The 26,684-nt window shown below is 69.7% G+C and carries 23 protein-coding genes and 2 tRNA genes; 21 read left to right on the top strand and 4 right to left on the bottom strand.

All coding sequences use genetic code 11. From position 1 onward, the window contains the following. The first annotated feature begins 74 nt into the window (after positions 1 to 74). From D4739_RS01745 to D4739_RS01700, 10 genes are all read left to right on the top strand, one after another. Positions 75 to 148: transfer RNA gene (locus D4739_RS01745), tRNA-Gly, on the top strand. A gap of 59 nt (positions 149 to 207) precedes the next feature. After that, a tRNA-Pro gene (locus tag D4739_RS01740) sits at positions 208 to 280 on the top strand. 67 nt (positions 281 to 347) lie between these two features. Continuing rightward, the gene (tig, locus tag D4739_RS01735) at positions 348 to 1,730 is read left to right on the top strand and encodes a trigger factor (RefSeq protein ID WP_182920264.1); all 1,383 of its coding nucleotides are present in this window, start codon (positions 348 to 350) and stop codon (positions 1,728 to 1,730) included. A 159-nt stretch (positions 1,731 to 1,889) separates the two neighbouring features. Next, complete coding sequence (locus D4739_RS01730; RefSeq protein WP_147384756.1) at positions 1,890 to 2,987, top strand: lipase family protein; 1,098 nt, start codon at positions 1,890 to 1,892, stop codon at positions 2,985 to 2,987. 58 nt (positions 2,988 to 3,045) lie between these two features. After that, positions 3,046 to 4,257, top strand: coding sequence for an esterase/lipase family protein (locus D4739_RS01725; RefSeq protein WP_147384755.1), 1,212 nt, complete (start codon positions 3,046 to 3,048; stop codon positions 4,255 to 4,257). Next, entirely contained in the window at positions 4,254 to 4,742 is a 489-nt protein-coding gene (locus D4739_RS01720; protein ID WP_182920263.1) for an SRPBCC family protein, read from the top strand. Before D4739_RS01725 ends, D4739_RS01720 begins: the two co-directional genes overlap by 4 nt. A 96-nt stretch (positions 4,743 to 4,838) precedes the next feature. Then, complete coding sequence (locus D4739_RS01715) at positions 4,839 to 5,447, top strand: ATP-dependent Clp protease proteolytic subunit (protein ID WP_120061661.1); 609 nt, start codon at positions 4,839 to 4,841, stop codon at positions 5,445 to 5,447. Between the two features lie 14 nt (positions 5,448 to 5,461). Further along, positions 5,462 to 6,070 carry an ATP-dependent Clp protease proteolytic subunit gene (locus tag D4739_RS01710; RefSeq protein WP_120058989.1) on the top strand — a complete coding sequence of 203 codons (609 nt, stop codon included), beginning with the start codon at positions 5,462 to 5,464 and terminating at the stop codon, positions 6,068 to 6,070. Between the two features lie 84 nt (positions 6,071 to 6,154). After that, a complete protein-coding gene (gene clpX / locus D4739_RS01705; RefSeq protein WP_120058988.1) occupies positions 6,155 to 7,432 on the top strand; it encodes an ATP-dependent Clp protease ATP-binding subunit ClpX in 1,278 nt (425 codons plus the stop codon). Positions 7,433 to 7,561: 129 nt separating this feature from the next. Beyond that, positions 7,562 to 8,059, top strand: a complete 498-nt coding sequence (locus D4739_RS01700; protein WP_120058987.1) for a hypothetical protein — start codon at positions 7,562 to 7,564, stop codon at positions 8,057 to 8,059. A 60-nt stretch (positions 8,060 to 8,119) separates the two neighbouring features. Here D4739_RS01700 and valS read toward each other — a convergent pair whose 3' ends face one another. Next, positions 8,120 to 10,771, bottom strand: a complete 2,652-nt coding sequence (gene valS / locus D4739_RS01695) for a valine--tRNA ligase (RefSeq protein WP_120058986.1) — start codon at positions 10,769 to 10,771, stop codon at positions 8,120 to 8,122. A gap of 77 nt (positions 10,772 to 10,848) precedes the next feature. Here valS and D4739_RS01690 point away from each other — a divergent pair, with 77 nt between their 5' ends. Genes D4739_RS01690 through D4739_RS01680 form a run of 3 tightly spaced genes read left to right on the top strand, consistent with a single transcriptional unit; the run spans position 10,849 to position 13,539 of the window. After that, positions 10,849 to 11,751: a GNAT family N-acetyltransferase gene (locus tag D4739_RS01690; protein WP_120058985.1), complete on the top strand. Its 903-nt coding sequence runs from the start codon at positions 10,849 to 10,851 to the stop codon at positions 11,749 to 11,751. 58 nt (positions 11,752 to 11,809) lie between these two features. Then, entirely contained in the window at positions 11,810 to 13,174 is a 1,365-nt protein-coding gene (locus D4739_RS01685; protein ID WP_120058984.1) for a bifunctional folylpolyglutamate synthase/dihydrofolate synthase, read from the top strand. Continuing rightward, on the top strand, positions 13,171 to 13,539 hold the full coding sequence (locus D4739_RS01680; RefSeq protein WP_238473467.1) for a DUF4233 domain-containing protein: 369 nt from the start codon (positions 13,171 to 13,173) through the stop codon (positions 13,537 to 13,539). The genes D4739_RS01685 and D4739_RS01680 overlap by 4 nt, the downstream gene beginning before the upstream one ends. A 36-nt stretch (positions 13,540 to 13,575) precedes the next feature. On the opposite strand, the gene D4739_RS01675 is transcribed toward D4739_RS01680, so the two are convergent. After that, entirely contained in the window at positions 13,576 to 14,610 is a 1,035-nt protein-coding gene (locus tag D4739_RS01675; protein ID WP_120058983.1) for an acyltransferase family protein, read from the bottom strand. Between the two features lie 68 nt (positions 14,611 to 14,678). Then, on the bottom strand, positions 14,679 to 15,224 hold the full coding sequence (locus D4739_RS01670) for a DUF937 domain-containing protein (RefSeq protein WP_120058982.1): 546 nt from the start codon (positions 15,222 to 15,224) through the stop codon (positions 14,679 to 14,681). Between the two features lie 56 nt (positions 15,225 to 15,280). On the opposite strand from D4739_RS01670, the gene ndk reads away from it, so the two are divergent. The 8 genes from ndk to rodA all read left to right on the top strand — a co-directional run bounded on the left by ndk (position 15,281) and on the right by rodA (position 24,566). Further along, positions 15,281 to 15,703 carry a nucleoside-diphosphate kinase gene (gene ndk, locus D4739_RS01665; protein WP_120058981.1) on the top strand — a complete coding sequence of 141 codons (423 nt, stop codon included), beginning with the start codon at positions 15,281 to 15,283 and terminating at the stop codon, positions 15,701 to 15,703. Positions 15,704 to 15,717: 14 nt separating this feature from the next. Then, positions 15,718 to 16,740, top strand: coding sequence for a hypothetical protein (locus D4739_RS01660; RefSeq protein ID WP_147384752.1), 1,023 nt, complete (start codon positions 15,718 to 15,720; stop codon positions 16,738 to 16,740). A 131-nt stretch (positions 16,741 to 16,871) separates the two neighbouring features. Then, positions 16,872 to 18,599, top strand: coding sequence for a PxKF domain-containing protein (locus tag D4739_RS17415; RefSeq protein ID WP_120058979.1), 1,728 nt, complete (start codon positions 16,872 to 16,874; stop codon positions 18,597 to 18,599). A gap of 169 nt (positions 18,600 to 18,768) precedes the next feature. Then, positions 18,769 to 19,797: a rod shape-determining protein gene (locus D4739_RS01650; protein WP_120058978.1), complete on the top strand. Its 1,029-nt coding sequence runs from the start codon at positions 18,769 to 18,771 to the stop codon at positions 19,795 to 19,797. Further along, entirely contained in the window at positions 19,797 to 20,741 is a 945-nt protein-coding gene (mreC, locus tag D4739_RS01645; RefSeq protein ID WP_120058977.1) for a rod shape-determining protein MreC, read from the top strand. Before D4739_RS01650 ends, mreC begins: the two co-directional genes overlap by 1 nt. Beyond that, positions 20,738 to 21,271, top strand: a complete 534-nt coding sequence (gene mreD / locus D4739_RS01640) for a rod shape-determining protein MreD (RefSeq protein WP_120058976.1) — start codon at positions 20,738 to 20,740, stop codon at positions 21,269 to 21,271. The genes mreC and mreD overlap by 4 nt, the downstream gene beginning before the upstream one ends. Further along, positions 21,268 to 23,412, top strand: coding sequence for a penicillin-binding protein 2 (gene mrdA, locus D4739_RS01635; protein ID WP_120058975.1), 2,145 nt, complete (start codon positions 21,268 to 21,270; stop codon positions 23,410 to 23,412). Before mreD ends, mrdA begins: the two co-directional genes overlap by 4 nt. Continuing rightward, positions 23,409 to 24,566: a rod shape-determining protein RodA gene (gene rodA, locus D4739_RS01630; RefSeq protein ID WP_238473466.1), complete on the top strand. Its 1,158-nt coding sequence runs from the start codon at positions 23,409 to 23,411 to the stop codon at positions 24,564 to 24,566. Before mrdA ends, rodA begins: the two co-directional genes overlap by 4 nt. Before the next feature lie 52 nt (positions 24,567 to 24,618). On the opposite strand, the gene D4739_RS01625 is transcribed toward rodA, so the two are convergent. Further along, positions 24,619 to 26,637 (bottom strand): acyltransferase family protein, encoded by a 2,019-nt coding sequence (locus tag D4739_RS01625; protein WP_120058974.1) that lies wholly within the window; start codon positions 26,635 to 26,637, stop codon positions 24,619 to 24,621. Positions 26,638 to 26,684 lie beyond the last annotated feature (47 nt).

The raw sequence follows: 26,684 nt of genomic DNA, 5'->3' as shown, positions 1-26,684 counted from the left end.
CACAGGCTGACCGGATTCGGACGGCGGGTGCCGGTGTGGCACCATGGCACCGCGCATTTGCTGCACTTGCGCGCGCGGATGTAGCTCAATGGTAGAGCTCCAGTCTTCCAAACTGATTACGCGGGTTCGATTCCCGTCATCCGCTCCAAGGGCGCCCTCGAGCACCGGTTCGGGCACCTGTCCGGACAGGTCTCAGGGGCACTTTGGCGGGGCGTAGCGTAGTGGCTAGCGCGCCTGCTTTGGGAGCAGGAGACCGCAGGTTCGAGTCCTGTCGCCCCGACAGTTTCAGCCAGCCACACCGTTTGACCCACCTCATCGCACTACCCCCGAATCAAGGAGAAAAGCCTGTGAAGAGCGCCGTCGAGACCTTGAGCCCGACCCGGGCCAAGCTGACCGTCGAGGTGCCCTTCGAGGAGCTCAAGCCGAGCCTCGACGCGGCGTACAAGAAGGTTGCCCAGCAGGTCAACATCCCCGGTTTCCGCAAGGGGAAGGTGCCGCAGGCCGTCCTGGACCGCCAGGGCTACCGCACCTTCGCGCTGGACGAGGCCGTCAACGACGTCCTCCCCAAGAAGTACATCGAGGCCCTGCAGGAGAACGGTCTCGAGCCGCTCGCGCAGCCCGAGATCGAGGTCACGAAGTTCGAGGACAACGAGGCGCTCGAGTTCACCGCCGAGGTCGACATCAAGCCGGAGATCAACCTCCCGGCCTACGAGGGCATCGAGGCCGAGGTCGAGGAGGTGTCCCTCTCCGACGAGGACATCGACACCCAGGTCGAGGCCCTCCGTGAGCGCTTCGCGACCCTCAACGAGGTCGAGCGCGAGGCCGCTGACGGCGACTTCGTCACCCTCGACCTGGCGGCCCGCCAGAACGACGAGATCGTGGAGGGCGCCGAGGTTTCCGGCATGTCCTACAAGGTCGGTCGCGGCGGCATGCTCGACGGTCTCGACGAGGCACTGGCCGGCATGAAGGCTGGTGACGAGAAGACCTTCGAGTCCGAGCTGGTCGGTGGCGACCTGGTCGGCGAGCAGGTCTTCGTGACCGTCAAGGTCACCCAGGTCCAGGAGCAGGAGCTCCCGGCGTTCGACGACGAGTTCGCCCAGCTGGCGTCCGAGTTCGACACCGCCGACGAGCTGCGCGAGGACGTCCGCGAGCGCCTCGGCCGGGGCAAGCGCCTCGAGCAGGCCGCTGCCGCCCGCGACGCCGTCCTCGAGACCCTGCTCGGTCAGGTCGAGATCCCGCTGCCCGAGACCCTGGTCGCGGACGAGCTCAACGCCCGTCGTGAGAACGTCGAGCAGCAGCTCGCCTACGCCGGTCTCTCCATGGAGAAGTACCTCGAGGACGAGGGTCAGACCATCGAGGAGTTCGAGGCTGACCTCGAGCGCCGCGTCCGCGACGCCGTCGCCGCGCAGTTCATCCTCGACGAGGTTGCCAAGAAGGAGGAGCTGGGCGTCGACCAGGCCGAGCTCTCCGAGCACCTCGTGCGTCGTGCGCAGCAGGCGGGCCAGGACCCGCAGGAGTTCGCGAACCACATGTTCGAGCACAACCACATCCCGGATCTGGTCCAGGAGATCCTGCGCGGCAAGGCGCTCGCCGCCATTGTCGAGGGCGCGATCGTCAAGGACGCCGCCGGCAACGTGGTCGAGCTGAAGAACCTTCGCCCCGACGGCTCCATCGGTGAGCCCGAGGCCGAGGTCGCCGAGGCTGACGCCGAGGTCGCCGACGAGGCCTGAGCCTCACCGCAGCACCAGTAACGCGCTGTTCTGTGCACTTCCGCCCCCGTCAAGGGCGGCGGAAGTTGCACGGACAGCGCGTTACTTGCATTTCGAACGGACGGTGACACGGGTCGCAGACGCTGGGACAGACCCCCACGTAATGGGACACTCATGTCTGTGAGCGCCACGTCCCCCCTCGATGACCGACCGGTCGTCGCACCGTCCGTGCGCATGGCGGTGGCGCTCCGCTCCGACGAGTACGACGTCGCGTTGCCGCCGGGACAGCACCGGGGCCACTCCGAGAACCCCGATCCGATCCGGCTGGCCCAGGGCATCGGCGAGGGCCTGGTCGGTCGCGCACTCGCTGGCATCGGCCTGTTGCGTGCCACGGCCGGGTTCGGTTTCCGCCTGGTCGGCCTCGGCCGGCTCCCGCTCGCGCTCGCCACGGGACCGCTCGGCCGCACCCGCGTGCTCGACCGTGGTGGCCTGGAGCGCCCGCCCGTGGCGGTCCGGTTCCTCGACGAGGACCTCGAGCTCGAGACCGAGGAGCTCGCCGTCGCCTACGGCGCGGAGGTCGACCCGATCGAGGCCGGCGACCACCTTGTCGTCTTCGTCCCGGCCCCCGGTGACGACGAGCGTTCCTGGCGCAAGGCCGCCGAGGAGATCGGCGGCACCTACGCCTCGCGCCTCTCCGGCCTGCTGGGCTGGACCCCGGTGCAGCTCCGGGTCGATGACACCGTCGGCCTGGGCAATGCCTCGGTCGAGCTCAGTGGCGTGCTCCAGGAGCTCGTCGAGGCCTGGCCCACCGCCGTTCGCCGCATCGCTCTCATCGCGCATGGTTCGGGCGGCCTCGTCGCCCGTGGCGCCCTGGGCGTCGTCGCTCCCGGCGAGCGACCCTGGGCCGACCTGGTCACCGAGTTGATCGCGATCGGCACGCCGCACCTGCAGGCGTCTCCGCAGAAGTTCACCCGCGAGGCAGGGCGCAAGCTCGAGGAGCGTCTCGCCGGCATCCTGGCCGCGGACGAGGAGATCGCCGACGTCCCTCCGCGCCACGGCGTGCGCTACCTGCTCGTGACCGACCGCGCGATCGGCATGCTCAACCCGGCAGGACAGGTGCTCGGCGGCCTGATCTGGTGGCGCCAGCGGGCGCTGCGCCAGGTCCGCCGTGCGCGCGACCTCTTCCCGACCGCAGAGCGGCACGAGGTGGCCGTCGGTGCCCAGCCGCTGGCCAACCACCCGGAGATCCACCGCGCCCTGATGGACTGGCTGCGCTAGGCGCCGACCGCGTCACATTGAGTGGACACATGTGCACTCAAATCGCACAATGGTGGGCATGACCGCCCTCCAGCCTGCGCCCGTCGCGACGCGCGCCGTCGTGGCCAGCCCTGCGAGCGGGGGGACCGTTCACGGCACGGCCGCGCTCGCCGTGCGCTATGCCGACGACCTCCTGCTCGGCGCCGTCCGCGACGTGCACCAGGCGGTCGCCGTCCGGGTCTGGGGATTCGTCAACGCCGGCACCCTCGGCGTCGCCAGGCCCACGCAGGTCGTCCACGACGCGATCTCCGGATCCCTCTACGGGGGTCTCGGCGCCAGCCTTCGCTACTCCGCGACGGTCCTCGACAAGCATGACAAGCGGGGGAGCGGACGCCGCACGGAGGACTCCAGGTTCGGCCGGGACGTCACCTCGGTGGTCAACGGCCTGATCGGCGACCGTCTCGTCGGCGACGCCCCCGGCAGCGCCATCCGCATGTCGGTGCGCGAGCAGGGGCGCGACGTACCCCTGACCCCGGAGGCCCTCGCCGCGACGTACCCCGACGCGACCGAGCGTGTGGTCGTCTTCCTCCACGGCCTCATGGAGAACGACGAGTGGTGGGACAAGCGGGCTGATGAGCTTCCCTGGTACGGCGCGGGGCTGGCCGCAACCGGGCGTTGGTCCCCACTCCGGCTCCGGGTCAACACCGGTCTCTCCCTGAAGGAGAACGGCGTCGCCCTGGCCGCGCTTCTCGACGAGCTCGTGGCGGCCTGGCCGGTGCCGGTGCGCCGCATCGCGCTGGTCGGCCACTCGATGGGAGGCCTGGTCATCCACAACGCCTGTGGGGTGCGCACGCCCGCCGAGCAGCCCTGGACGGAGCTGGTCTCCGACATCGTGACCCTCGGTACGCCGCACCTGGGTGCACCGCTCGAACGGCTCGCGAACTTCGGCGCCAAGGCGCTCGGCATCCTTCCGGAGTCATCGCCCTTCGGCCGGATCCTGGCGACCCGGTCGGTGGGGATCGCAGACCTGGGCCGTGGCGTTGTCGGGGACATCGTCCGGCCGCCGCGGGCTCGCTACCGGCTGGTCTCGGCGACTCTCGGCCCGACACCGCTGCACCCGCTCAGTCTCTCGATGGGGGACCTGCTGGTCCGTCATCCGTCGGCCATGGGACGCTCTGGTCGGATCGAGATGTTCCCGGGTGCGAGCACGCTGCACCTGCCCAACACGGACCACTTCGGGCTGCTCAATCACCCGGACGTCCACCAGAAGCTGAAGGAATGGCTCGCATGACCGAGAAGGCCCCAACCCGTCAGGCCGACCGTGAGCTGCGCGCCGAGATCGTGATCGATGCCGAGCCGTCTGCCGTGTGGGCCGTCCTGGCCGACCTCGACCGGATGCCGGAGTGGAGCCCCGAGCTGATCAGGATGGTCCCGCTCAAGCGTGGCGGCCTCCGGGTCGGCCAGTGGTACCTCGGCGTCAACCGCCGCAAGTCGGTCGTGTGGCCCACCCGCAACGTGGTGAAGCAGGTGGAGGCCGATCGGGTCCTTTCCTGGCACACCGCCACCAGCGGAGCGACGTGGATCTACGAGCTCGAGGCGGCGGGCGGCGGCACCCGCCTCGTCCAGCGCCGGCCCGTGCCGCGGCTGACCTACCTCAGCAAGATCACGGCGGGCTCGGTGCTCGGAGGTGGCGTGAGCCACTGCGACGAGCTCGAGGCAGGGATGGCGACCACGCTGAACCGGCTGAAGGCAGCCATCGAGGGCCCTGCGGCCTGAGTAAATCTGCTGTCGGCGAACAGGCCGCGGCATCCCGTGGATGTGTCGGTTCCAGCGGCTAGTGTCGCTCTCGTGAACCTGATCTCCAGCCCCCAGATGAACGGCGGCGGCACGCCGTCGTACGGCCTTGACGCGGATGTCTACCAGCGCCTGCTGCGTGAGCGGATCGTGTTCCTCGGCTCCGAAGTCCGCGACCAGAACGCCAACGCGATCTGCGCGCAGCTCCTGCTGCTGTCCGCGGAGGACCCCGAGGCGGACATCTTCCTGCACATCAACAGCCCGGGTGGCTCGGTGGACGCCGGCATGGCGATCTACGACACCATGAACTACATCCCCAACGACGTCGCGACCGTCGGCATGGGCCTGGCCGCGTCGATGGGCCAGTTCCTGCTCTGCGCCGGCACCAAGGGCAAGCGCTACGCCCTGCCGCACGCGCGGATCATGATGCACCAGCCCTCGTCGGGCATGGGCGGCTCCGCGTCGGACATCAAGATCCAGGCGCAGCAGTCCCTGCACATCAAGAAGGTGCTGCTCGAGCTCATCTCCGAGCACACCGGCCAGACCGTCGAGCAGGTGACCCAGGACGCCGACCGCGACCGCTGGTTCACCGCTGACGAGGCCGAGGCCTACGGGCTTGTCGACCAGGTCATCCGCAGCGCCCGCGAGGCCGCCGACAAGGGTCGCCCGGCCCACTCCGAGAACTGACGAGGGACTGACGCATGAACTACTACATCCCGCAGTGGGAGGAGCGGACGTCCTACGGCGTCCGCCGCATCGACCCCTACGCCAAGCTCTTCGAGGACCGCATCATCTTCCTCGGCACGCCGATCAGCGATGACATCGCCAACGCCGTGATGGCGCAGCTGCTGTGCCTCGAGTCGATCGACCCGGACCGCGACATCTCCATCTACATCAACTCGCCCGGTGGTTCCTTCACCGCGCTGACGGCGATCTACGACACGATGCGCTTCATCAAGCCCGACGTGCAGACGGTCTGCCTCGGCCAGGCTGCCTCGGCCGCGGCGATCCTGCTCGCGGCGGGTGCGCCGGGCAAGCGCCTCGCGCTTCCCAACGCACGGATCCTGATCCACCAGCCCTACACGGAGGGCACGTTCGGCCAGACCTCGGACATCGAGATCCAGGCCAACGAGATCCTCCGGATGCGCGAGCTGCTCGAGAAGATGATCTCGGAGCACTCGGGCAAGTCGGTGGAGGAGGTCAGCCGCGACATCGAGCGCGACAAGATCCTCACCGCGGCTGCCGCGGTCGAATACGGCCTGATCGATGGTGTCTTGGAGTCTCGCAAGGGCGCAGCCGCGCTCGTGTGACCAGCCGGTGGCCCGTGTCGCCCCCGATCAGGGGGCGCTCGGGGTACCGTCGATAAGTTGAACAGGTGAGAGAGGAATCCGCCCGTGGCACGCATTGGTGACGGTGGCGACCTGCTGAAGTGCTCCTTCTGCGGGAAGAGTCAGAAGCAGGTCAAGAAGCTCATCGCGGGTCCGGGTGTCTACATCTGTGACGAGTGCATCGATCTCTGCAACGAGATCATCGAGGAAGAGCTCAGTGAGGGCACCGAGGTCGGCCTCGAGGAGCTGCCCAAGCCCAAGGAGATCTTCGAGTTCCTCAACTCCTACGTGATCGGTCAGGAGCAGGCGAAGAAGTCGCTCGCGGTCGCGGTCTACAACCACTACAAGCGCGTCCAGTCCGGTGGCACCATCGGCGGCAAGCACGCCAAGGACGACGTCGAGGTGGCCAAGTCCAACATCCTCGTCATCGGCCCGACCGGCTGCGGCAAGACCTACCTGGCGCAGACGCTGGCGCGCATGCTCAACGTGCCGTTCGCGATCGCTGACGCCACGGCGCTGACCGAGGCCGGCTACGTCGGTGAGGACGTCGAGAACATCCTGCTCAAGCTGATCCAGGCTGCTGACTACGACGTCAAGAAGGCCGAGACCGGCATCATCTACATCGACGAGATCGACAAGGTCGCCCGCAAGGCGGAGAACCCCTCGATCACGCGCGACGTCTCCGGTGAGGGCGTGCAGCAGGCGCTGCTGAAGATCCTCGAGGGCACCTCCGCCTCGGTCCCGCCCCAGGGCGGCCGCAAGCACCCGCACCAGGAGTTCATCCAGATCGACACGACGAACGTGCTGTTCATCGTCGGTGGCGCTTTCGCCGGCCTCGAGCACATCGTCGAGCAGCGCGTCGGCAAGAAGACCCTCGGCTTCACCGCGGACGTCCGCGGTCAGGTCGAGCGCGACGCCGAGGACCTGATGCTCCAGGTGCGCCCCGAGGACCTCACCAAGTTCGGCCTGATCCCCGAGTTCATCGGCCGCCTGCCGCTGATCGCGGCCGTCTCCAAGCTCGACCAGGCTGCGCTCGTGCAGATCCTGACCGAGCCCAAGAACGCGCTCGTCAAGCAGTACCAGAAGCTCTTCGAGCTCGACGGTGTCGAGCTGGAGTTCACCCAGGAGGCGATCGAGGCGATTGCCGACCGTGCCATGGAGCGCGGCACGGGTGCCCGCGGCCTGCGCGCGATCATCGAGGAGGTCCTCCTCCACGTGATGTACGACGTGCCGTCCCGCGGCGACATCGGCAAGGTGATCGTCACCGGCGAGGTCGTCACTGCCGACGCGCAGCCGACGCTCATCCCGCGTGAGGCCGAGCCGAAGAAGAAGAAGTCCGCCTGACGCTCCCTCGCAGACCTGAACACGATCCACCCGGATAGTCCTTTTGGGCTATTCGGGTGGATTTTGGTTCTCCCGGCTCTCCAATCGCGCGACAATTGAGGTCGGGGACCGGGATGGGGAGGAGCGAGCGTGAACGCGGAGCATGCGCGGCCGATGATGGCCTACGTCGCCCTCTGCCTTGCGGCGTCCTACGTGCTCGGTCAGGGAGTGGTCGGGTCGGGGAACTCCGTCAGCCCGATCGACATCGCCCGCGCGGGGGAACCCGTGCGGATCGTCGGCAACATCGTGACCCTCTCGGCTGCGCACGAGATCCTCGAGACAGGTGTGGGCCTCGTCCCGTCCCCGATCCGTGGTGCCGTCGCTGGATCGGTGAGCACGAGCGAGCCGGTGCGACGCATGACCCACGCCGTCACCGCGACAGCTCCCCAATCTGCACCGCAGCAGGTTGCTGCGGCGCCTCAGCTGACCCGCGCACCGCAGGCCGCAGCCCACGGGAAGGCGGCTGCGGACCAGCGGAAGTCCGACCGGGTCGGCTCGCGTGTGGCCGCGCACCGCTCGGCCAAGGCCGACAAGCCAGCGAAGTCCAAGCCGGCAATAGCCAAGCAGGCAAAGCGCTCCAAGCGCTGACCTGACCGGGGCCAGCGGTTGCGTTGACGCAGGTCCGCGCCGCGAGGCTGACCTCCTGGGTCAGGCCTCGGGGACGACCTCGGCGGTGACGGTGAGCTCGCCGGACTCGGCCTCGGTGTAGACGACCTCGCCGGTGATCTTGCCGGCGTTGCGCAGGTCGGTCTCGGCGCCGCGCACGACGTCGAGGACAGCTGCGGGACCGGTGAACTCGACACGGGCGAGCTTGGTGCGCATGGAGACCTTGGCCTGCGACTTGACGCCGCGGATGCCTCCGAGCGCTGTGGCAACGTGCTCGACCACCGATCCGTCAGCAGCCCCGGCCGAGCCGATCTCGAGGACCGTGGGCCAGGCCGCGTGGTGCACCGAGCCCTCCTGCCACCACGACCAGACCTCTTCGGTCACGTAGGGGAGGAAGGGCGCGAGCAGGCGGAGCTGGACGTGCAGGGCGAGCGCGAGGGTGGCCTTGGCGGACTCGGTCCCGGCATCGGAGGTGGGAGCGCCATCGGCATCGGTCGCGCGTCCGTAGGCCCGCTCCTTGACCAGCTCGAGGTAGTCGTCGCAGAACTCCCAGAAGAACTTCTCGACCGTCTCGAGCGCCGTCGTGTAGTCGTAGGCCTCGAAGGCCTCGGTGGCCTTGCGGACCACTCCGGCGAGGCGGCCGGCGAGGGCGACGTCGACGGGCTCCACGATCGCGACGGGGGAGAACGCCGTGGCGCCGACGCCGAACTCGCTGTCGAGGACGAACCGCGAAGCGTTCAGGACCTTCATCGCGAGACGCCGGCCGACCTTCATCTGGGTCTCGTCGAACGGCGAGTCCAGACCCGGGCGGGCCATGGCGGCGCGCCAGCGGACCGCGTCCGCGCCGTACTTGTCGAGGATCTCGGTCGGGACGACGACGTTGCCCTTGGACTTCGACATCTTCTTGCGGTCGGGGTCGACCACGAAGCCGGAGAGCATCGCGTGCGCCCACGGGACGGTGTTGTCCTCGTGGTGCGCGCGCACGACGCGGGAGAACAGCCAGGTGCGGATGATGTCGTGGCCCTGGGTGCACAGGTCCATCGGGTAGACGCGGCTCCACAGGTCGGGGTCGGTCTCCCAGCCGCCGGCGATCTGCGGGGTCAGCGACGAGGTGGCCCAGGTGTCCATGACGTCCGGGTCGCCGATGAAGCCGCCGGGTACGCCGCGCTGCTCGGCGGTGTAGCCCGCGGGGGCGTCGGTGGACGGGTCGACTGGCAGCTGGGCCTCGGTCGGGACGAGCGGGTTGGCGTAGTCGGGCTCGCCCTCGGCGTCGAGGGAGTACCAGACCGGGAACGGGATGCCGAAGAAGCGCTGGCGCGAGATCAGCCAGTCACCGTTGAGGCCGCCGACCCAGTTGTCGTAGCGGTGCTGCATGTGGGCGGGGTGCCAGGTGATCTTCTTGCCCTCGTCGACGAGCGCGGTGCGCAGGTCGGCGTCGCGGCCGCCGTTGCGGACGTACCACTGACGGGTGGCGACGATCTCGAGCGGCTTGTCGCCCTTCTCGTAGAAGTTCGTCATGCGCTGCGTGGGCTTGGGGTCGCCGTCGAGGTCGCCGGACTCGCGGAGGTAGGACACCATCTGCTCGCGGGCGGAGAAGGCGGTCTTGCCGGCCAGCTCGGCGTACGCCGCCTGCGCGGCCTCCGTGACCAGCCACTCGGGGGTCTCGCGGAGGAAGCGGCCGTCGCGGCCGATGACCGTGCGGACCGGGAGCTGCAGCTCGCGCCACCAGGTGACGTCGGTGAGGTCGCCGAACGTGCAGCACATGACGAGGCCGGAGCCCTTGTCCGGCTCGGCGGCCTCGTGCGCCACGATCGGGATCTCGACGCCGAAGACCGGGGAGGTCGCGGTGGTGCCGAAGAGGTGCTGGTAGCGCTCGTCGGTGGGGTGGGCGATCAGCGCGACGCAGGAGACGATCAGCTCGGGGCGGGTGGTCTCGATGACGAGGGGCGCGCCGTCGGGGGCGTGGAAGGAGACGCGGTGGTAGGCGCCGGCGTACTCACGCGACTCGAGCTCGGCCTGCGCGACGGCGGTCTGGAAGGTGACGTCCCACAGGGTCGGCGCCTCCTGCAGGTAGGCCTCACCGCGGGCGAAGTTGCGCAGGAAGGCGGTCTGGCTGACGGCCTGGGCCTTGTGGCCGATGGTCGTGTAGGTCTCGTTCCAGTCGACGGAGAGACCGAGCGTGCGCCACAGCGACTCGAAGACCTTCTCGTCCTCCTCGACGAGCTGCTCGCAGAGCTCGATGAAGTTGGGGCGCGAGATCGGGATCTGCTTCTTCGGGTCCGGCTTCTCCGGTGCGGTGAAGTCCTTGTCATAGGGCAGCGACGGGTCGCAGCGCACGCCGAAGTAGTTCTGCACGCGACGCTCGGTCGGCAGCCCGTTGTCGTCCCAGCCCATCGGGTAGAAGACGCTCTTGCCGGTCATCCGCTGGAAGCGGGCGATCAGGTCGGTGTGCGTGTAGGAGAAGACGTGGCCGACGTGCAGCGAGCCGCTGACGGTCGGCGGGGGAGTGTCGATGGAGTAGACGTTCGCGCGCGGCTGCGTGCGGTCGAACCGGTAGGTGTCGGCCTGCTTCCAGGCGTCGGCCCACTTCGTCTCGAGGCCCTCCAGCGCCGGCTTCTCCGGTACGACGACGGCAGGGGCCGCAGCGGCCTCCGTGGTCGTGTCGGGAGCGGTGGTCTGGGGGGAGTCAGTCATGGGCCGAATGTTACGGGGGCACTGACGGGCGCTGAAAATCCATAGCCGCAGGTGAAACGGCTGGCTAGCCTCGGCGCATGGCCGTGTCGCTCGAGTTCCTCGCCTCGCCGTCGGCCTTCCTCACGGAGGCCGGGGAGCACCTCGCCCAGGACTCGGTGCTCAGCACGGTCGTTGCGACGATGGCCCATCGAGGTGCGGCCGTCGAGCAGCGCGGCGGCGACCTGCCTCCGGATGACTGGTGGCTGGTGGCGCGCTCGGTCGGCGCGGACGGGGCCGGTGAGGTCGTCGGGGTGGCGATGCGGAGCGCGCCCTTCGCGCCCCGGCCGCTCTTCGTCCTGCCGATGCCGCAGGAGGCTGCCGTCGCACTCGCGCACGCCCTGCATGGGCGCGGCGAGGAGGTGCTCGCGCTCAACGGGGCCCTGCCCGCGACGCAGGTCTGCGCGGACGAGCTGGCCCGGCTCGCCTCACGCAAGGCGACCGTCGCGGTCCACTCGCGGTTGCACCAGCTGCAGTCGGTGGTCCCACCGCGTGTGCCGGCCGGCGACCTCCGCCCGGCGACGTACGCCGACCTGCCGCTGGCCCTCGCGTGGTACGCCGCGTTCTTCGTCGACGCCGACCAGCAGGCCGGCCGTCCGGTCGGGACCCACGCAGCGGAGGTCCCTCCGCCCGACGAGATGCTGCGGCGCATCGCGAGCGGGGACCTGTGGATCTGGGAGGTCGACGGGACACCCGTGCACCTGTCTGCGCTGAATCCACCGAGCTTCGGCGCGGCCCGCATCGGCCCGGTCTTCACCCCGCCCGAGCACCGCGGGCGCGGCTATGCCGGAGCAACGGTCGCGGCGCTCGCCCAGATCGCGCTCGATGCGGGCGCCACCCCGTGCCTCTTCACGGACCAGGCCAACCCGGTCTCCAACGCGCTCTATGCGCGGATCGGGTTCACCCCCGTGGTCGACATGGCGAACCTCGTCCTGGAGGCCTGACGCCGGCGGTTGATCCACGGACGAGCGAGATGGCGCGCGCGCCTAGACTGAGCGCGCGATGACTGACTTCCCTGTGCCTGCGGGCCGCCCTGCCGAAACGTTCAACGAGGCCGAGGACGCACTTCTGTCCCGATGGCCCGAGACGAAGCTCGAGCCATCGCTGGAGCGCATCGAGGCGTTCACCGAGCTGCTCGGCCGCCCGCAGGACGCCTACCCGGTGATCCACCTGACCGGCACCAACGGCAAGACCTCGACGTCGCGCATGATCGACACGTTGCTGCACGCGCTCAACCTCCGGACGGGCCGCTTCACCAGCCCGCACGTGGAGAAGATGAGCGAGCGCATCTCGGTCGACGGGGAGCCGCTGACCGACGAGCAGTTCGTGCAGGCGTTCAACGACGTCGCGCCGTACATGCCGCTGGTCGACGCCAGCGAGGACCACCCGCTCTCGTTCTTCGAGGCCGTCGTCGGCATGGCGTACGCCGCGTTCGCCGACGCCCCGGTCGACGTCGCCGTCGTCGAGGTGGGCATGGGCGGCTCGTGGGACGCCACGAACGTGATGGACGCAGCGGTGGCCGTGGTGCTGCCGATCTCGGTCGACCACGCGAAGTACCTCGGCGACAGCGCCGTCGAGATCGCCCGCGAGAAGTCCGGCATCATCAAGCCCGGCTCCCAGGTGATCCTCGCGCAGCAGACCGCAGACGTCGCCGCCGTACTCATCGAGCGTGCGGTCGAGGTCGGCGCGACCGTCGCCCGTGAGGCCATGGAGTTCTCGGTCGTGTCGCGCGTCCCGGCCGTGGGTGGCCAGACCGTGTCGATCCAGGGCCTCCGCGCCCGGTACGACGAGCTGTTCCTGCCGCTCTTCGGTGCCCACCAGGCCCAGAACGCCGCCGTCGCCCTCGCGGCGGTGGAGGCCTTCGCCGGTGAGTCGCCGCTGGCTGACGACGTGGTGCGTGAGGCGTTCGCCGAGATGTCGTCGCCCGGCCGGCTCGAGGTGATCCGTCGCTCGCCGACGATCGTGCTCGACGCCGCCCACAACCCGCACGGCGCCGAGGCCACCGCCGCCGCGCTCGAGGACTCGTTCGCCTTCGAGCCGCTGATCGGCGTCATGGGCGTCATGGCTGACAAGGACTATGAAGGCGTTCTTGCTGCCTTCGAGCCGCACATGTCCCACCTCATCTGCACCCAGAACTCCACCCCGCGATCGATGACTGCCGCCGAGCTCGGCCGGGCTGCGATCGAGGTCTTCGGCGAGGACCGGGTCACCATCGAACCCGACCTGCGCGACGCCATCGACCGCGCCGCCGCCCTTGCAGAGGCCGGAGCGGCCTACGGCGAGGCGATGGGTGCCGGCGGTGTTCTCGTCACCGGGTCGGTGATCACCGTGGGCGAGGCCCGCGCCCTGCTGAGGAGCCGTCGATGAAGTCCCCCCGCCGCGGCATGTGCGCCGCGATCCTGTTCCTCGAGGCAATCGCGCTCGGGTTGACGACGCCGGTGATGATCACGGTCGCTGACGTGTCTGCCGGGGTTGCGGTGCCGATAGGGGTCGGGCTCTGCGTCCTCTGCATCGTGCTCTCCGGGATGCTGCGTCGCCCGTGGGCCTACGGGGCCGGGCACCTCGTGCAGATCGCCGCCGTCGGGATCGGCTTCGTCGTCCCGATGATGTTCCTGGTCGGCGGGCTCTTCGCGATCCTGTGGTTCACGGCGTACTGGCTCGGGATGAAGATCGAGCGCGAGCAGGCCGCGGCCTACGCGGCGTACGACGCGGAGCAGGCTGCCGGCTCCTGAGCTCCGCCCCAGCGCGCGGATCGGTGCTCCTGACGTTCACCGGGCCGCGATGGGCAGGCTCTGCGGGTCGCCTTGCGTCGCCGACCCGCGGCGAGCGAGGAAGGGTTGCTCCACCCATCGGTAGGACGCTGCCGCCAAGGCGATTGAGCCGGCGACGATCACGGTGCCGGCCACCTGCCACGGCAGCCCGAAGTGCTCGACTGCCCAGACGACCGGTGTGTTGTAGAGGTAGATCCCGTATGAGCGCTGGCCGAGCCAGGTCATGACTCGGATGCTCAACACCCGGGGAGTCGATGTGGCTGCCACCTGCACGACGCCCGCCGTGAGCAGCGCGACGACCGTCGGCATGAGCAGCCCTGGGCACCAGAACCCGGCGGCGACGATCGCCACGAGCAGCGGTGCGACCAGGGTTGTCGAGCGGAGCCGTGGCGGACGGCCGTGCATGGCCACCGCGAGCGCGGCTCCGATCAGCAGCTCGTCGGCACGTGAGATCAGGCTGACGTAGGAGTGGCCCACGGTCCCGGGCTGGTAGGTGAGCACCCTGAAGATCGCTGACCCGAGGATGCACAACGGCAGGAACAGGAGGATCTCTCGGCGCGACAGCCGGGCAAGCGCGAGGAGCGCGAGAGGCCAGAGCAGGTAGAACTGCTCCTCCACCGCGAGTGACCAGGTGTGGTCGTAGGGGCCGCCCGGCCACGCTCCGACGCTCGGGACGTAGAGGTTGGTGGTGTACGTCAGCGCCGCTGCGACCTGCTCCCACCGGACCGTGCCCTCGAAGGCGACCTCCAGGGCGATCCCGAGCACGACGCAGGCAACCAGGGCAGGGGTGAGCCGTCGGATGCGCCGAACGTAGAAGCCGCGGAACGAGATGCTGCCGTGCTGGGCGCGCTCTTCGAGCAGCAGCGTCGTGATGAGGAACCCGGAGAGTGCGAAGAAGACGGTGACCCCGACGCCGCCGAGTGGCCGGGCGCCTGGGATGCCCACGTGGGCGGAGAGGACCAGGGCCACCGCGAACGCGCGGAGACCGTCAAGCGCCGGCCGCCGGCCAAGGGTCCAAACGCCGGAACTCATTGGCCAAGTCTCCCCGGAGACCCGGGCAGCTGTCGGCGAAAGGCGGATTTTGGCGATCGGGCTCCGCCTCAGCGGCGGCCGCCGCCGAGCAGGCCGCCGAGGATGTCGCTGAGGATCGAGCCGGCAGTGGGGGCCTGCGACGGGGCCCCGCCGCCGAGGGCGCCCTTGAGCACCTGCTCGAGGATCCTGCCGAGTGTGCCCGGGTCCCCGCCGGCGGACGGCGCAGCGCCCTTGCCCGCCATCTGGCCGGCCACCCAGGCCATCACCATCGGCGCCAGCAGCGGGATCAGCTTCTGCAGCAGTCCACTGGCGACGCCGGTCGAGCCGAGCTGGCTGATCACCTGCTCCTGCTGGTCGCCGAAGATGTGCGCTGCGATCTTCTCGCCGTCGGTCGCATCGATCGCAGCCGGATCCCCGGGAGACCTGCCCTCGTGCTGCGCCAACGCCTCCAGCAGCGACGCGGCTCCGCCATCCTGGGCGTTGGCGTCAAGCCCGCCGAGCAGCGCCGGCAGCGCAACGGCGGCAGCCTGGCGGACCTCGTCCGGGTCCTCGCCGATCTGGGCGGCGAGCGCGTCGATGGGCAGGTTGGCGAGGAGGGCATCGAGGTCGGACATGGAGGGAACGTATGCCCACGAGCGGCCCGGCGGGAAGAGTGGATAGCCTGTGGCACATGACTCAGCGCTCTCTCGTCCTCGTCAAGCCCGATGGTGTCCGCCGGGGACTCACCGGTGAGGTGATCCGCCGGATCGAGGCCAAGGGCTACACGCTCGCCGCGCTGGAGCTGCGCAGCGCCACCCCCGAGCTGCTCGCTGCCCACTACGCCGAGCACGAGGGCAAGCCGTTCTACCAGCCGCTGGTCGACTTCATGCTCTCCGGCCCGGTGGCCGCGATCGTGATCGAGGGTGAGCGCTGCATCGAGGGCTTCCGCTCCCTCGCCGGCGCGACCGACCCGACCGTCTCCGCGCCCGGCACGATCCGCGGCGACCTCGGCCGTGACTGGGGCCTCGCGGTCCAGCAGAACATCGTGCACGGCTCGGACTCCCCGGAGTCGGCCGAGCGCGAGATCGCCATCTGGTTCCCCGGACTCGGCTGATCCAGCACCAGGCCATGCGCGTTCTCGGGGGAGTAGCCGCAGCAGCGATGTTGCTGCTGGCCGGCTGCTCGCCGGTGACGACGGACGATCGCGCTGTCGGCCAGGGTTCCCGCGAGCGTTCGATCCAGTCGGTCGCGTCGACCCCGCGTTGCCACGGTGTCTCCTACGACGCGGTCAAGGGCACCGAGGCCGACCTGATGCGCCCACCCCTGCGCAGGTACGCCGCGTCGTCGGCCGTCTGCGCGGCGTACTGGATCCCGCAGGTGGACCCCGACAAGCAGTCGTTCGTCCCGCAGGCACTCGCGCTCGGCACAAGCTCGACCGGAGCGGTCACCAAGATCTTCGTGGGCGGCTACCACTGGTATCCCACCTACGGGAACCGGCCGTGCCAGATCGCGGTGCTCGACCCGGCGACGGGCAAGGTCCTCCAGTTCGCAACCAGGTTCACTGCGACGGTCAACGGCACCAGCACCTTCTGCCGCCACGGCGGCGGCCTCGAGCTCGACCAGCACGGGTTGTGGCTGCTCGAGACCGGGCGGCTCTGGCTGCTCGACCCCAACGCCCTCACCACGCCCCGCGCAGTGAAGCGGGTCTGGTCGCTCCCATCGGGAGTGCGCGGCTCGACGCTGGTGATCGCCGGCAACCGGCTCGGCATCGGGTCCTACAAGGAGAGCCGTCACGGCCGCCTGTGGTGGTTCGACAAGTCCCGGATCGTCGAACCCGGCCGGCGCACGCTTCCCGCCGCGACCTCCTCGCGCCAGATGCCGATCAAGCTCCAGGGGCTCGGCGACGGACCACGCGGGCTCTGGACCAACGCGAGCAGCACGCACTGCGCCGAGCTCCGTGAGCCCGGTCGGGCCGCGCGCGACTTCGTGCCCGGCTCGGAGGACCTCGAGTTCCGCGGTCAGGACATCTGGACGGTGAGCGAGTCGGCCACCCGCGCCTACCTCGACGCGCACGAGCTCGTCGTACCCCAGGTGCTGCGCCTCGACCTCGCCCAGACCCGCGCGCTGCGCCGGGTCGACTGCGGGTTCTGAGCGGACCCCAGTGCCTACCCCAGTGCCCCGTGGCCCGGGGATGCCATGCCTGATGATGGGGTCGGGTGGCTCGCCCCGAGGGTCCGTCCGATCGCGCCTAGGGGCGCTGAGAACGCCCCTAGGTTCGACTCATGCCGACACCCTCCCTCCTCCGCACGGCAGCCTCCTTCTCACTTGCCGCGCTCGCGCTCGTTGCTGCCAGCCTTCCGCTGGCCGCCTTCGCTGACACCGTCACCAACCCCGATGCCGACATCGTGGTGGTCGAGGGGGTCCGCACCCTGACCCTGGAGGTGGGTGACTCCGCCAACATCTCCTTCACCTACGGAGAGACCGGCGGGGACGTCAAGAACGGTTGCAACCTGACCGGTTCGGTCCACACGCTGGTCCTCGGCGTCACGAGCTCGACTGCCGGGATCGCGGACACGCCGTCGACGGTCACTTTCGGAGGATGCGACGGAGTGCCGCCGGTGATCACGGTGACCGGGCTCGTCGAGGGCACGACCAACCTGACCTTCCCGTTCCAGTCCGTGGCCACCACCCAGGCGGCGACGTCCGCGGACTTCAACACGTCGGGCGCAGCCTTCACGGTCGTCGTGACCGATGGCGAGCCCGAACCCGTCGACACCGATGCCGACGGCGTCGACGATGCCGACGACAACTGCGTGAACGTCGCCAACCCCGGTCAGGACGACTCCGATGGTGACGGCATCGGCGACGCCTGTGACGACGCGATCGCGCCGATCGTCACCGTCGCCCTGGTCCTCCCCGCGGACGGCGCCAACGGCTGGTTCCTCAACAGTCCGGTGGATGTGGCGGTCTCCGCGACGGACAACGTGGGGGTCACCTCGCTCGACTGCTCGGTCGACGGCGCCGCGTCCAGTCCGGTGAGCAACCCGGGCACGGTGGCGGTCACCGGCGACGGCACCCACACCGTCGCCTGCACCGCGTCGGATGCCCAGGGCAACACCGGCTCGGACGACGCGGAGGCCCGGATCGACAGCGTCGACCCGACCATCGACCACACGCTCGAACCGGCGACCCCCAACGGCAACGGCTGGTTCAACACAGCCGTCGACGTCAGCTTCGCGTGCGACGACGTCACCTCGCTGATCGCGTCGTGCACCGGGGACACGACGCTCGGGGAGGGCGCTGACCAGGAGGTCACCGGCACCGCCACCGACAACGCCGGCCGCCAGACGACCGACACCGCGAGCGACATCGACATCGACCTGACCGACCCGACACTCGGGGTCAGTGGCCTTGCGTCGGGTGCGTATGACGTCTGTGCCACGGGTGCTCCCGCCCGGCCGTCCTTCGCGCCAGCCGATGCGCTCTCTGGACTCGCCTCGTCCTCGGACACCTGGACCCCGTCCGCGGTGCCCTCGGGAGTCGGGACCTACTCCTACGAGGCGACCGCCACCGACAACGCGGACAACAGCGTCACCGAGTCCCGCGTCTACACGGTGACCTACGGTGGCGCGTTCAGCGGCGTGCTGCAGCCGATCAACCCGGACGGCTCCAGCCGGTTCAAGCTGGGAAGCACCATCCCGGTGAAGTTCCGGCTCACCTGCAACGGAGCACCGATCAGCGACGCGGTCTCGTCGCTGACCGTGAAGAAGTACGACGGCAGCGCCGACGCTGGAGTCGACGAGACGATCTCGACCTCCGCGGCGACAACGGGCAACCTGTTCCGCTACGACAGCGCTGCGGGGCAGTACATCTTCAACCTGTCGACCAAGTCGGGTTATCTCAACCCGGGGGCGACCACGCCGACCGCCTTCACGACGGGCTCGTGGGTCCTCACCATCCGCCTTGACGACGGCACGTACCGCAACGTGACGATCCAGCTGGTCAAGTAGCTCCGCCCGCCTGGAACAGCCGGAAATAGCGCACGGACCCCGCCTTCGGGCGGGGTCCGTGACGCGCGCGGCGTGGCTCCCCGATCGGGGCGTGTCCGGAACCTACCCTCGTGGGCGAGTACGTCGTGCGGCGTACTTCGACTTCCCCCACACCGCAGAGGCATTTCCCATGGCGAACAGCTTCATCGGCCGCGACATGGCCGTTGACCTCGGCACTGCCAACACGCTCGTCTATGTGCGTGGCAAGGGGATCCTGCTAGACGAACCTTCGGTCGTCGCCCTCAACGAGAACACCGGTGAGGTCCTGGCCGTCGGCCACGAGGCCAAGCGCATGATCGGCCGCACGCCCGACAACATCACCGCGATCCGTCCCCTCAAGGACGGCGTCATCGCCGACTTCGATGCGACCGAGCAGATGCTCCGGTTCTTCATCCAGCAGGTGCACCGCCGCCGCTACTTCGCCAAGCCCCGTCTGGTGATCTGCGTGCCGAGCGGCATCACCGCGGTCGAGCAGCGCGCGGTCAAGGAGGCGGGCTACCAGGCAGGTGCCCGCCGGGTCTACATCGTCGAGGAGCCGATGGCTGCTGCGATCGGTGCCGGCCTGCCGGTGCACGAGGCGACCGGCAACATGGTCGTCGACATCGGCGGAGGCACGACCGAGGTCGCGGTCATCTCGCTCGGCGGCATCGTCACCTCTCTCTCGGTGCGGACGGCAGGCGACGACCTCGACCAGGCGATCGTCGCGTGGATGAAGAAGGAGTACTCCCTGATGCTGGGGGAGCGCACCGCCGAGGAAGTGAAGATGACCCTCGGGTCGGCCTTCCCGCTGCCCAAGGAGCCCGAGGCCGAGATCCGTGGCCGCGACATGATCTCTGGCCTGCCGCGCACCGTCGTCGTCTCCAGCGCCGAGGTGCGCCAGGCGCTCGAGGAGCCCCTGCACAACATCGTCGACGCGGTGCGGACCACGCTCGACCAGACACCGCCCGAGCTCGCCGGCGACATCATGGACCGCGGCATCGTGCTGACCGGTGGCGGAGCGCTCCTCCGCGGCCTCGACGAACGCATCCGCCACGAGACGGGCATGCCGGTCCACGTCGCCGAGGACCCGCTGACCAGCGTCGCGCTCGGTGCCGGCAAGTGCGTCGAGGAGTTCGAAGCCCTCCAGCAGGTGCTCGTCTCCGACCGCCGGCGGTACTGATGGCCGTCGGTGAGAAGTGGGGCGACGGTCCCGAGCGGCGGGAGAAGCGCTGGCGAGCCCTCGACGGGTTCGACGCACGTGACCGGCCCTCACGCTCCACCCTGGTCGCGCTGGTGCTGGCCTCAGTCACCCTGATCACGCTCGACCACGCCGGCGGCATCCTCGACCCCGCGCGTGACGTCGTCGGCGAAGCCCTCGGCCCGGCCGAGCAGTTCACCAACGGCGTCGTGCAGCCCTTCGCCTCCGTGCCGCGCTACTTCCGCACCAAGGGCTCGCTCGAGGACGAGGTCGGTGCGCTGGAGGACGAGAACTCCCAGCTGCGCCAGCAGCTCGCGACCGCGGGCTACGACCGCAACCGGCTCCGCGAGTACGACAAGCTCAGCCAGTCCGCAGCGGCTCAGGGCCACACGATCGTCGCCGCCCACGTGATCGGGCACGGCGCAGCACAGGCCTTCTCGCAGACGGTCACGATCGACGCCGGCACCACCGACGGCGTGCATGCCGACCTGACGGTGGTCAGCGACGACGGTCTGGTCGGCCGCGTGGTCGCCGCGACCCGCAAGACCGCCACGGTCCTGCTGCTGCTCGACCGCGACTCGGTCGTCGGTGGCCGCCTCGGCTCGAGCATGGAGCTCGGCTTCCTGCAGGGACGCGGCCAGTTCGGCGGCGACCCGACGCTCGACATGAAGCTCGTCGACGCAGCCGTGGTCGCCAACGAGGGGGACAGCGTCCTCACGTTCGGCAGCGAGGACGGCGCCCCCTACATCGCCGGGGTGCCGATCGGCACCGTCCGCGCCGTCTTCTCCAGCCCGCGCGAGACCTCGCGCCGGGTGGAGATCACCCCCTTCGTCGACTTCACCTCGCTCGACCTGGTCGGCGTCGTCGTGCCCACGGGCAGCACCACCGACCGCGCCCTCGTCGACCCCCGGAAGGACGAGCGATGAGCCTGTTCCGCGGCGTGATCGCCGTCCTCGCCCTGCTGGTTGCCGTCGTCCTCCAGGTCTCGCTCTTCCCGCACCTGACCTGGCGCGGAGTGGTCCCTGACCTGGCCCTGCTGGTCGTGGTCGCCGCCGCGCTCACCCGTGGCCCGCAGTACGCCGCGGTCCTGGGCTTCGCCGCCGGCCTGCTCCTCGACCTGGCACCGCCGGCCGACCACTACGTCGGACGCTGGGCGCTGGCACTGGTGATCGTGGGACACGTCGCGGGCCGCATGCGCATGCCGGGGCAGGGCGGCCAGGGTGCGCAGCCCAGTGCCTCGATGGTCGTCGCTGCCGTCGCGGCGTGCTCGTTCCTCGGCAACTCGGTGTTCGCGCTCGGTGGCCTGATCCTGCAGGATCCGGCGGTGCCGGTGGCCGAGATGCTCGAGGTGATCCTCGTGGCGCTGGTCTGGGACGTGCTGCTGACGCCCTTCATCGTGCCCCCGCTGATGTACCTCTTCCGCCGCCTGGAGCCGGCGCGGAGCGCCTACGCATGAGCACCCGCCCCCTCTCGCCGCAGCAGTCCGCCGCTCAGCGCAGCCGGCTGCGGCTGGTCGTCGTGCAGGCGCTGGTGCTCTCGCTCTTCGCGACCCTGCTGGTCCGGCTCTGGTACCTCCAGGTTGCGAGCGGCGATGACTACCGGGCCCAGGCCGCATCGCAGTCGGTGCGCCAGGTCATCGTGCAGCCCGACCGTGGCCTGATCGTCGACGACCAGGGCCGCCCGCTGGTGGCCAACCGGAGCTCGTGGGTGGTCTCGCTGGACCGCACCACGGTCGGAGGCCTCTCGGAGGACGACCAGGAGCTCCTGCTGACGCGGGTCGCCAAGGCGCTGGACACCAAGGCTTCGGCGATCAGGGCCCGCCTCCTCGACTGCGGCACGCCGGGTGCGGTCAGCGGCACCTGCTGGAACGGCTCGCCCTACCAGCCCATCCCGCTCGATGACGACGTGGAGCAGCCCGTCGCCCAGCTGATCCGCGAGCAGGCCGAGGACTACCCGGGCCTCGTGGTCCAGGAGCAGAGCGTCCGTGCCTACCCGAAGCCCTACGGCGTCAACGCCGCCCACGTCCTGGGCTACCTGAGCCCGATCACCGAGGGTGAGCTCTCCGCGGCCGAGGAGAAGAAGGACCTCTCGGTCAACGGTGCCTCGCAGGTCGGCCGCGCCGGCGTCGAGCGGGCGTACGACGAGTACCTCCGCGGCATGCCCGGCTACCTCCACATGGCCGTGGACTCCAAGGGCCGTGTGCTGGGGGAGTCCGGGGAAGACGTTGCCCGACCGGGCGACACCCTGGTGACCTCCGTCGACGCGAAGCTGCAGGGCGTCGTCGAGAAGGCGCTGTCCGAGGCGATGACCGCCGCGCGCCAGCGCACGGACCGCAACGGCCAGCGCTACAGGGCGGACTCCGGCGCGATCGTCGTGATGGAGGCGAAGACGGGTCGCGTCGTCGCGATGGCCAGCCAGCCGACGTACGACCCCGGGGTCTGGGTCGGCGGCATCACCCAGAAGCAGCTCTCACGCCTGTACTCCGAGAAGGCCGGCACCCCGCTGCTCTCGCGGGCCATGCAGGGTCAGTTCGCGCCCGGCTCGACCTGGAAGCCGTTCATGTCGATCGGCGCGCTGACCAACGGCTACACGACCGACACCCGGCTGAACTGCTCCTCGTCGGTCAACGTCGGCAACCGGGCCTTCCGCAACTACGAGTCCGGCAGCTACGGCATGATCGACTTCGCGACGGCGATCACGGTCTCGTGCAACACGTTCTTCTACCGGATCGGTCTCGACTTCTGGCAGCGCTACGGCTCCGACGTCGCCAACGTCAACGCCAAGGACCCGCTGGTCGCCGAGGCCAAGGAGTGGGGCTTCGGCAAGTCCACCGGCATCGACATCCCCGGCGAGGCCTCGGGCCGGATCGCCGACCGGAAGTGGAAGCGCGCCTACTACGACGAGATGAAGGACTACTACTGCGGCATCGTGAAGAAGCCCGGCGACGCCTCGGGCTTCGTCCGTCAGTTCGCGCGGGAGTTCTGCATCGAGGGCTACGCCTACCGGGCCGGCGACGCTGCCAACTTCGTCATCGGCCAGGGCGACACCATTGTGACCCCGCTCCAGCTGGCCCGTGCGTACGCCGCCCTCTCGAACGGCGGCACGCTCTACGAGCCGAGCATCGGCAAGGCCGTCGTCGACCCCAACGGCAAGCTCGTGCGCCGCATCGAGCCGGTCGTGCAGGGCAGGGTCAAGATGCCGCGGCGGATCCTCAACTACGTGCGTGAGGCCATGCTCGGCGTCGCCCAGCGCGGCACCCTGGCCGGCGTGATGGGTGGCTGGCCGCTGGACGAGGTGCCCGTGCGGGGCAAGACCGGCACCGCTGAGGTCTACGGCAAGCAGACCACCGGCTGGGTCGGCTCCTACTCCAAGGACTACGTGGTCGTGTCGATGATCAGCCAGGCCGGCACGGGTGCCGGCGCCAACGGTGTGGCGGTCCGCAAGATCTGGGACGCGCTCTACGGATTCGACGGCACGCAGTTCCAGCGTGGCAAGGCAGCGATCCCCGGCATCGTGCAGACCAGTTCGCTGCCCACGTTCGCCCCCGACGGCGCGATCCTGCCGCCGGCCCGGCTGAGCAAGGAGGACGAGCGGTGAGGCGTCACGGACTCGACTGGGTGCTGATGTTCGCGGTGCTCGCGCTGACCGTTCTCGGGACACTCCTGGTGTGGTCGGCGACCGCCCACCGCGACGCACTCACCGGCGGTGAGCCCACGGCGTACCTCAAGAAGACGCTGGTCAACGTCGCGGTCGGCCTGGTGCTGCTCGTCATGGTCCTCGCGACCGACCACCGCTGGGTGCGCATCCTCGCACCGCTGGTCTATCTCGCCTCGATCGTCGGCCTGGTCCTCGTGCTGGTGATGGGCTCGACGATCAACGGCTCCCGCTCCTGGCTCCAGGTGGGCGGCATGTCCGTGCAGCCATCGGAGTTCGCCAAGCTCGCGGTCATCATCGGCATGGCACTGCTGGTCGCCGAGCGCTTCGAGGGGTCGTCCAAGCGCCGGGTCGGCTCGGTCGAGGTGATCGGCATGCTGGTGATCGCCGGCATACCGGCCGCCCTGATCCTGCTGCAGCCCGACCTCGGCACGATGCTCGTGCTCTCCGCCAGTGTCTTCGGCGTCCTCGCGATCGCGGGTGCTCCCGGCCGCTGGCTGCTCGGCCTGTTCGCCGGGGGAGTTCTCGCCGCGACCGTGGCGATCCAGGTGGGCGTGCTCAAGCCCTACCAGGTCGACCGGTTCATGGCCTTCACCAACCCCGACCTCGACCCGCGCGGAGCCGGCTACAACGTCGAGCAGGCACGCACCGCGGTCGGCAACGGCGGCTGGTTCGGGCAGGGGCTCTTCGACGGCTCGCAGACCCGCTCCGGCTTCGTGCCCGAGCAGCACACCGACTTCGTCTTCACGGTCGCCGGCGAGGAGCTCGGCCTGATCGGCGCCGGGATCCTGGTGATCCTGGTCGGCCTCGTCGTCTGGCGTGCGCTGCTGATCTCGCTCAACGCCCCCGACGTCTTCGGCCGGGTCGCGGCAGCCGGCATCGCGTGCTGGTTCGGCTTCCAGGCCTTCCAGAACATCGGCATGTGCATGGGCATCATGCCGGTCACGGGCGTGCCGTTGCCCTTCGTGTCCTACGGCGGCTCGTCGATGTTCGCAGGCATGCTCGCGGTCGGGCTCCTGCAGAACATCCACCTGCGTGGCACTCCGGCGCTCCCGACCAGGTTCTCCGCGTCGCGCGTGCTCGCCGCGACCCGGTAGTCCCACACGGAGGGGCGGTCATCTGGCCCTCACGCCGTCCTGGGGTGGCGGACTATCCGAAGTAGCCGGTCGCCAGGAAGCGGGCCCGGATCTCCTTGACATGGTCGAGCAGCACCTCGGTCGAGTAGTGCTTGGAGTCGCGCCACACCGGGATGTCGTTGAGCACCGGCGCGCAGACGGCTCCACCCGGGCAGACGATGTCGTTGATGCTGAGCGTCGTGATGCCCGGCGATCCGGCGGCCAGCGTGCGCGCGAAGGAGTCGGTGAGCGGCGCCGGCGGAGCGGGCACGGTGCACTGACCGATCCGCGAGGCGCCGGAGAGGCACTCGAGCGGGTTCACGTCGTCGTACCGCACGATCCAGCTCTCGACCACGACGGAGCGCGCCCCCGCCTTGCGGATGGTCTGCAGCGAGCTGGTCATCGTGTTCAGGTTGAGCTTGTCGATCGGGAGGTTGCTGCCGTCGGTGGCGATCAGGCCGTGCTGCCAGGTGTCGGAGGAGCGCGGCATCTCCGTGAGCACGACGACGTCGATGTCCATCGCGTCGAGCAGACCGCCGTAGAGCGCGGACCGGGCCGCGACGCAGTCGGACTTCTCCTGCTCGTTGGAGAACCTGCTGACCACGCCCTGCTGCCACGGGCATGCGGCCACCATGCTGGTGCTGAGCGTGAAGTCCTGCTGCTCGGCGATCTTCTCCAGCGTCGGCGAGAGGACGCGCGCATGGCTGTCGCCGACGAGCATCACGTGCAGGTCGCTGCCGCCCTGGTGGGCGATGCAGCTGGTGGTGTCGCTCAGCGTGCAGTAGCTGGTCTCGGCGCCCTTGCTGTCCGCGATCGCCTGCCAGTCGATCGCCGGCACGGGCTTGTCGCCGCTGGCGGCAGCGGCCGGCGCGGCGGCTGCCACGCCCGGGGCAGTCGCAGGGATCAGCGCGAGGGCCGGCTTCGCGTCGTTCTGCAGTGCCGCCGGCACGACGGTGTACGCCGCGAGCACGGAACAGGCGAGCCCGACGACAACCGTGCCGGGAGCGAAGCGCGCCAGCAGCTCGGAGCGGCGTACGGGGTTCTCGAGCAGCTCGAACGAGAGTGCGGCCAGCCCGGTCGCGATGGCGGCCGTGAGCGTGGCGTCCACCCAGGCGGGAGCGTCGATGCCCTCACGGATCAGCAGCAGCACGGGCCAGTGCCACAGGTACGTGCCGTAGGAGATCCGGCCGAGCCAGGTCAGCGGCGCAAGCGACAGCAGCCGGTCGAGCCCGGGCGTCGTGCGCGTCATCGTCGCCAGGATCAGGCCGACCGAGGCAGCGGTGGCGACCAGGCCGCGCACGCTCGGGTTCCACGGCACCAGGCTCGTGGCGGTGAGGAGCAGGAGGCCCAGGAAGACCCAGCCGGAGTGCCGCAGTGCGCGGGGGCGGGTGGCGAGACGGCGCCACGCGATCGCTGCGAGCACCCCGGCGAGCGGCTGGTAGATGCGGGCGTCGGTGCCGTAGTAGGCGTGGTCGGCGTCGCGGGTGGCCCAGAAGACCTGGGCGGCGATCGAGGCCAGCATCAGGGCCGCGATGCCGACGGTGAGCGCCGGCGCCCATCGCTTGCGGGCCCAGGCCAGGCCCAGCAGCAGGAACGGGAAGAGCAGGTAGAACTGCTCCTCGACGGCGAGCGACCAGAAGTGCAGGAACGGCGACTGCACGACCCCCGCCCCGGCGAAGTAGTCGTCCGACTGGGACAGGAAACGCCAGTTCGCGACGTACAGGAGCGATGCCTGCGCGTCGCCGACCCACGGCAGGCGGCGGACGATCGGTGCGACCAGGAGGAAGACCAGCGAGGTCACCGTGACCACGACCAGCGCCGCGGGCAGCAGCCGGCGCACGCGGCGGGCGTAGAAGGCCCCGATGCGGACCTTGCCGGTGGTCGCGAGCTCCTCGAGCAGGATCGAGGAGACCAGGAAGCCGGACAGCACGAAGAAGAGGTCGACGCCGACGAAACCGCCGTCTGCCCAGACCACCCCGCCGTGGAAGCACAGCACCAGGTAGACCGCGATGGTCCGGAGCCCGTCGAGGGAAGGACGGTGCTGCCAGGACATGTCTGGAGGTTAGTTGATGTGCCCGCTTCGCAACGAGTTGAGTGATT

This window comes from Nocardioides cavernaquae, from assembly GCF_003600895.1.
GTDB classification, from domain to species: domain Bacteria; phylum Actinomycetota; class Actinomycetes; order Propionibacteriales; family Nocardioidaceae; genus Nocardioides; species Nocardioides cavernaquae.
This window is presented reverse-complemented; position numbering and strand designations above follow the sequence as displayed.